Here is a 2,601-nt window from a genome sequence, read left to right as displayed (position 1 = left end):
GGTTGGCTGTTTTCTGTGTTATCTTACAGAGTAGTACCTTAAACTACTTGACTTAACACCCTATCTGGGCGCACATTATGTCTATGATCTTGGTCAACATGAGTTGCTACTATGAACTCATGATCGCCACCAGTCAATTCTAAAACTGTTTTTCTCCCTAGTTCATGAATTTCTTCAGGAGTTAAGTTTTCATCAGGGGCAAATGATTGCACAATATGATGTGCCATTACTCGATTAGGATTGTTCATGTCAGAATTATCAGGATTGCCATTGCTAGCATTAGCCATTATCTTTGTTAGAAAAAATTCTTGATCAGCATAATTTACATTTGAAATTTGATGTCCTGAAACCAATTGCATCAATTTTTTATCTTCAGTAAATGTGACTGGAAAATCTTTTTCAGTTTCTACATAAGGTACATTTGTTTTTTTAGGGTTTAAAATATATTTGACAGACCTTGTTAAACGTTCAGGTGTTTTTATTTGCATTGTTTTAACGACAACAACCATTATAGCCCCATTTCATTATTTGTATTTTTTATATTCTGTTTGAATAGTTTGATAGACAGCAGCTTCTATTTTCTTAAGTAGATTTTTTGTTTCATCAATATCATTTTTTGAAACGTCCCCACTCTCATTTACTTTTTTGGCGATCTGATTGACATTTTTTCCGACCCTATCAATCGCAATTTTGAGGTCGCTCAAAGATTTAAAATCTATAATAGTCACTTGACCCTGTATTAACATTTCAAGTGCAAAGGCATTGAAGTTTTTCCGACCTGCATTATCCATCTTGTTTTTAATGTAGTTGTTTTCATCGGGTCTCAATCTTATTTTCTTTTCAATATATCTATTTCTTTTTACTTCTGTCATGTGCAATTGACCCCCATATTTAAAAATTTTTATTTGTTACAAAGCAGTTACACCAGGGTATACTTTTTATCTGGCAGGACTAGCAAGTGGATAGCCACTTGCTGTTTTATAAAAAGGTCAGGAATAGTCAAATTGACTACTCCTACCTTTTTTATAAATTTTTGGGGTGTTCCCCAATCCCCCTTTTTGAAATCAAGATACTAAATCAACTTTGATGATTGTATCTTTTAAAGTTTCAAAATCATCATCAGAAATTGATTTTAAATGCTCAATAGTTGTCGCATATTCAAAGAGTAAATCAATGCCCAGACTTTCAATTTCTTTAAAGTCCTTTTCAATATTGGCAAGCATCTTTTTCCGTGTAAGTGTTTCAGCATTTTCTCGTAGCTCTATTTTTCCATTGACAGACATTGCCATTAAATAGTCAAAGAGTACAGTTTGTGTGATTTCAATTTGTGTCATGATATATCCTCATTTTCTTTTATTTTTTTCAGGTCAGTTCATAAGCCGTTGGCTTTTCCTAAATTTTGAGACAAGTTATTACCCACCTCCTTATCAGTTTTTGATTGCTTAAAAGATGAAAATTTATTCTCAAAAGTATTTTCAATAGTACCCTTTTCTTTGATTTTTTCAAGTTTGGCATCTACTGTATCAATGATTTTTTTAGCTTCAGATTGAATAATTGATAGCTGACTTTCAAAATCAGATAAGCCTTTTTTATCATCAGACCATGATGCTAAATATCCAAAACTATATGCACCAGTATCAATGCCAAAATGGTTTGAAACAACATAGGCAATACTTTCAGCTTGTAATTCTTGCAATTTGTAGGCTTCAGATAATTTATCAAATGACCCATCTTTGTGTAACCTTGAATGTGCCATTTCATGTAAAATTGTTTTAATTGTATGTGTTGAAGATAGCCCACTTTTTAGAACGATTTTATTTTCAGTTGGACTATAATAACCCTTTGCTTCAGGAAGATTTTTCCACTCAATATCAATTTGACTTTCTTGTAATGTGGCACGTAGAGACCTGTAAAGGTCTTGATAATCTTCCTTTGTTTCAGAAAGTTCATACAGGGCTTTGGGTATATCTTTACCGTTAGTTTGAGAAACATCAAAAACCGAGCCTAATTTAAAACCAGTAAATGTGATTGGTTTCCCTTGATCATCTAGTTTGATTTTTCCGTTTTCGTCTTTTTGTTTAACTGTAAAAGGCATCCATATTTTTAAGGATTTTTCACCTTTATTGACAGTGCGTTGAAAATCTTTTTTCCAAGTATTAAAACCTGCAACCATTGAAATATTTTTATTTTGTGATAAAAGAAGCTGAATGTTTTTAGGCGAATAGTTGTGAAGTTTGCCCATAGCTTTTAAAAATGTTGCATACTGATCAGATTGTAAATAATTTTTGATGCCTTTTTTCATATGCTCCGATAAACCTTTTGTATCTTTTTCAAGGATCATATCTGATACTGATTTTTCTTCTGACACTTCACTAGGAAATTCAGAGTCAAAAGATTTATCCGATAATTGTATACTTTCTTCTTTTAGTATTTCAGGTTTATTTTGATCAAGTTCTTTTGTTGTAACGAGTGACATTGATGTTATCCTTAAATCTTAGAGTCACTATTGTATAATTTAGACAAAGGACAAAAACATGAAAAAACGCTACTCAAAAGAATTTAAAGAAACCCTTATCGCCTTCTATCATTCTGGTCAATCCG

At 32.0% G+C, this 2,601-nt stretch carries 4 protein-coding genes; all 4 read right to left on the bottom strand.

Going from position 1 to position 2,601, the window contains the following annotated elements; translation table 11 throughout:
• Positions 1–38: 38 nt before the first annotated feature.
• The gene (locus HZR21_RS11380; protein WP_180747703.1) at positions 39–509 is read right to left on the bottom strand and encodes a relaxase/mobilization nuclease domain-containing protein; all 471 of its coding nucleotides are present in this window, start codon (positions 507–509) and stop codon (positions 39–41) included.
• Between the two features lie 15 nt (positions 510–524).
• Positions 525–872, bottom strand: coding sequence for a plasmid mobilization protein (locus HZR21_RS11375; protein WP_180747702.1), 348 nt, complete (start codon positions 870–872; stop codon positions 525–527).
• Between the two features lie 192 nt (positions 873–1,064).
• Positions 1,065–1,334 (bottom strand): hypothetical protein, encoded by a 270-nt coding sequence (locus tag HZR21_RS11370; RefSeq protein ID WP_180747701.1) that lies wholly within the window; start codon positions 1,332–1,334, stop codon positions 1,065–1,067.
• A 38-nt stretch (positions 1,335–1,372) separates the two neighbouring features.
• Positions 1,373–2,368, bottom strand: a complete 996-nt coding sequence (locus HZR21_RS11365) for an ArdC-like ssDNA-binding domain-containing protein (protein ID WP_180747700.1) — start codon at positions 2,366–2,368, stop codon at positions 1,373–1,375.
• Between the last annotated feature and the right edge of the window lie 233 nt (positions 2,369–2,601).

The sequence above is a fragment of the Pseudolactococcus laudensis genome (assembly GCF_013449735.1).
GTDB classification, from domain to species: domain Bacteria; phylum Bacillota; class Bacilli; order Lactobacillales; family Streptococcaceae; genus Pseudolactococcus; species Pseudolactococcus laudensis.
Note: the sequence above shows the minus strand (reverse complement) of the source record. Positions and strands in the feature narration are given on the sequence as shown.